Consider the following 3,477-nt stretch of genomic DNA (forward strand, 5'->3'; position numbering starts at 1 on the left):
AGGAGATCTAGTTGACCGTCGTTGTTGAGATCCGAAAATGCCACACCACTTGAATAACCGGGCAGGTCAAAACCCCAAGCCTTTGACACATCTTCAAAGGTGAGGTCCTGCTTGTTTTGAAACATAAAATTGGCAAGGTGGGCTCCTTCAAGGGGTTTTAATTTTTCAAATATTTCACGGCTGTTCAAACGGGCAAAATTGGATCTGTAATCTACAAAGTCCCGATTGGTGATGTCTCGGGGATAGCCATTGGTAATGAATAAGTCCTTCCAACCATCATTGTTCCAATCTGCCCATAAGGGAGCCCAGCTCCAATCGGTAGCTGCTACTCCTGCCATAAAGCTGATGTCTGAAAACTGCGGTAAAGAGTCGTTAGAAAAACCCCGGTTGAGCTGAAGGGTATTCCGCATAAATTGAGGTTCATATCCCGTTTTTATTTCAGAAGTAAAACGGTCATGGCCTGTCTTCCCAAACATTAACTTCTGGCGATAGTTTTTATTGGGCAACATGTCTACTTCCATAAAATCCGCTTTGCCATCATTGTTGATATCGGCTATATCGTTTCCCATGGCGGAATAACTGGTGTGTTGGAACACCTTTTCTGCAACATTTTTAAAGGTTCCATCTTGCTGGTTCAGGTATAGAATATCATTCGACAAGTAATCGTTACTTATAAAAATGTCCGGCCATAAATCCCCGTTGATGTCGGCAATGGCCAAGCCCAAACCATAGCCTTCAATGGTAATTCCACTTACCGCTGATACATCGGTAAAAGTCAGGTCCCCATTGTTTTGGAATAGCTTATCGGTATTCAACATCTCTCCATTGATCCTTTTAGGCCGAATGATATTGGGACCTGTCTCATCCGTCATATTATTCATTAGGTACATGTCTAAATCACCATCCCGATCATAATCAAAAAAAGCAGCTTGGGTGCTAAAACCTGTGTCATCCAACCCATAATCAGCGGCTTTTTCTTTAAATTTAAAATCTCCCAAGTTGATGTACAATTCATTTTTTCTTTGAATGGCGCCATAAGGGCCGGAAAAACAAAGGTAGATGTCTCTTAAACCATCTTGATTGATATCCACTATGGATACTCCTGTAGCCCATTTCCCCTTGGTAGAAATTCCGGAGACTTCTGTTTGATTGGTAAAAGAAAAGTCACCTTCATTAGAAAATATTTCACAACTCCCCATGTTGGAAGTAAAGACCAGGTCGTCCAGTCCATCATTGTTAAAGTCTGCCACAGCTACACCGGCCCCATTGTAAAAGTATTCGTAGGTAAGAATATTGAAAAACTCGTCCTCAATCAGGCTGTTTTCAAAATCTACTCCCGTATCATCCGGACTTAAAGAGGTAAACCTTGTCTTTTCTTTACAAGAGAAACATAGCAAAAAAAATATAACCAAGGAATGGGTTGGCGATAAAAATGAAGGCTTTTTCATTCAAATTAATATTTGCAAAGGGCAACTTTTTGACTGGCAATATAAGGTTTTTGACCGGCCTAAATCATGAATATTAGGGTTTTATTTGGATGATTATTAGCGGAATTAATAGGGGCGAGATTTGGAGCTACTGATGTATTGGGGTATATTTAAACTTCAACCTACTAAAAACCATAATTAAACATGAAATATTCTAAGTTAAAATTTCTATCAGCAGCCTTTGTTTGCGGAGGTTTGCTTTACGGTTGTGGAAGTTCTACGGAGACAGAAACCGAAACAGATTCCCCATATTTTACAGCAGATGAAGATCAAGGAGGCTTGGCCCTTCCTTCAGGTTTTCAATCCTATGTTATTGCTGAGGATCTTGGGAGAGCAAGGCACTTGGCGGTTAGAGATAACGGCGACATTTATGTAAACCTAAGAGAAGCCAATGATCAAGGAGGAATTGCAGCACTTAGAGATACTGATGGAGATGGAAGAGCAGATGAAATCAAGTATTTCGGTGATTTGGGCGGTACAGGAATGGCTTTTTATAATGGTAACCTATACGCCTCAAACGACAGTACTGTTTTTCGATTTTCCTTTGCCGGAGAGGATTTATTGCCTGACAATGCATCCTCACCAGATACCATTGTTTCAGGGCTTCCTGTGCAAACCTCTCATGCTGCCAAATCCTTTACTTTTGATGATGAAGGATTTTTGTATGTCAATATCGGTGCCCCATCCAATGCTTGCCAGGAACAAGATAGAACCAAGGGATCTCCAGCCATGGACCCTTGCCCTTTATTGGAAAGGCATGGTGGGGTTTGGAGATTTGATGCAGAAAAGATTGGACAAACTCAAATGGAGGATGGTCATAGGTATTCCACCGGGATAAGAAATGCTGTGGCCTTGGAATTCAACCCCTTCGATGGACATGTATATGCAGTACAACATGGTAGAGACATGTTGACTGGGTTGTTTCCTGACATGTTTACAACAGAAGAAAGTGTGGAACTACCTGCAGAAGAAATGTTTAGGCTGAGTGACGGTGCAAATTTTGGATGGCCATATTGTTATTATGACGGGAAGCAAAATATACGTTTAACTGCACCGGAATATGGTGGAGACAAGGAAAGTTCCGAGAGATGTGAAGGAACAGTTGCTCCTGTTGCTACATTTGCAGCCCATATGGCCCCCAATGACTTGTTGTTTTACTCAGGGGATCAGTTCCCGGAGCGTTATAAAGGAGCAGCTCTTATTGCTTTTCATGGTTCTTGGAATAGGGCTCCATTGGGACAAAAAGGATATAAAGTAAGCATGTTGCCTTTTCAGAATGGCTCTCCAAGTGGTGATCAACAGGATTTTGCAGATGGTTTTGCAGGAATAGAAGAGATAGAAGCACCTAGTGATGCCAAGCATAGGCCTACAGGTTTAGCGATGGCTCCTGATGGAACAGTAATTATTTCCGACTCTGTTACCGGAAAGATCTGGCGTGTGTTCTATCAAAAAGACAATACCATGGCAATGAATTAAATTTTATGCAATACGAGTAATTTTTAATAAAAAGTAAAGGGAAATGTTTGGTAAACTTTTCCCTTTCTCTTTTTTGGATGATCTTAAAATTAAAGCAAATCTTCCTTTGGCCGGGTTGGTAAGAATTCTTTGGAAGCTGTATTTCTAGAAAAGCTAGGTTTTCCTTGAGCCATCATTTTAAAGCCATAAATTGCACCAAATTTATTAACAGCTAAAAATATCTGATGACAATTAAATTTTATGCCCCACTATGGGGAAATATCCTGACTTTTGAAAACTTTTGTAACAATGTAAAAGAAGCGGGGTATGATGGGGTAGAAATGCACCTTCCACTGAAAACCAAAGAGAGAGATCATTTGCTGGCCATACTTAAAGACCATGATTTAGAATTGATCGGACAATATTTTCAATCCTTTGAAGCTGATCCTAAAGAAAATTTAAATGCTTATGAAAAATATTTAAAGCACCTCATTGCTGCGGAACCGGTGCTGATCAATTGTCAAACAGGTAAAGA

General features: G+C 40.4%; 2 protein-coding genes and 1 pseudogene. 2 read left to right on the forward strand and 1 reads right to left on the reverse strand.

The annotated features are described in order from the left end of the window. The coding region (locus AAC037_RS21970; RefSeq protein WP_339905638.1) for a VCBS repeat-containing protein at window positions 1–1,448 on the reverse strand (1,448 nt) is incomplete at its 3' end. 183 nt (window positions 1,449–1,631) lie between these two features. Between AAC037_RS21970 and AAC037_RS21975 the strand changes: the two genes are divergently transcribed. Further along, entirely contained in the window at window positions 1,632–2,963 is a 1,332-nt protein-coding gene (locus tag AAC037_RS21975) for a PQQ-dependent sugar dehydrogenase (protein WP_339905640.1), read from the forward strand. Between the two features lie 224 nt (window positions 2,964–3,187). Next, window positions 3,188–3,477: pseudogene (locus tag AAC037_RS21980) on the forward strand (sugar phosphate isomerase/epimerase); the annotation flags it as partial.

This window comes from uncultured Cyclobacterium sp. (assembly GCF_963976465.1).
In the GTDB taxonomy this organism is placed as follows: domain Bacteria; phylum Bacteroidota; class Bacteroidia; order Cytophagales; family Cyclobacteriaceae; genus Cyclobacterium.

Bases quoted from the DNA above. Each gene is read 5' to 3' on its own strand.
- AAC037_RS21975 (WP_339905640.1), top strand. From the start codon at position 1,632: ATGAAATATTCTAAGTTAAAATTTCTATCAGCAGCCTTTGTTTGCGGA.